At 62.6% G+C, this 577-nt stretch carries 1 protein-coding gene; it reads right to left on the bottom strand.

Annotated features, from left to right (window positions below; genetic code table 11):
- Positions 1-577: hypothetical protein (locus EXE46_RS16935; RefSeq protein ID WP_158413969.1), on the bottom strand; the 577-nt coding region annotated here is incomplete at both ends.

The raw sequence follows: 577 nt of genomic DNA on the forward strand, positions 1-577 counted from the left end.
CTTCAGGAGGTCCTCGTTGTCGTTGAGGTTGGCCTCCAGGTACTTCTCCAGAACCGGCACGTCCAGGCCCTCGCGCTTGGCCACGGGCACGTACGAGGCCAGGTGCGCCTTCGAGAGGTCCAGCTCGTAGTCCCGCTCGATGTACATGGAGCGGAGCACCTCGGACGGCAGGTTCATCGCCTGATTCGCGTAGTCGCACTTCAACCTGGGGAACCGGTCGCAGGGCAGGTAAAGCGGCTGTGGGAATTTCCGCATCCAGTAGAGCTTCCGCAGCTCCTGGTCGCGGCGCTGTTCCTCGGAGATGGTGTCGGCCACGGTCCAGATCGCCTCGTCCAATTTCGACGGACGGAGGTTGCCGTGCGCCCCATGGCCAAAATACTGCTGAGGCACGGAGTTGAGGTACTCCTGAATCTTCCGTGCGGACTTGGGCGGCTCAATCACCGGCTCGTTGTCCTTGATCAGCTGCCGGCGTTCCTCGCGGATCTGGCCCGTCCACCGCCGGTTCGACGCCGACTTGCCCGAAATGAGGTAGGTCCAATCGTCGTAATCGCCGGGTCCGAGCATGCTCTCCTTAGTC

Origin of the sequence: Halorubrum sp. GN11_10-6_MGM, from assembly GCF_005435165.1 — an archaeon.
In the GTDB taxonomy this organism is placed as follows: Archaea; Halobacteriota; Halobacteria; order Halobacteriales; family Haloferacaceae; genus Halorubrum.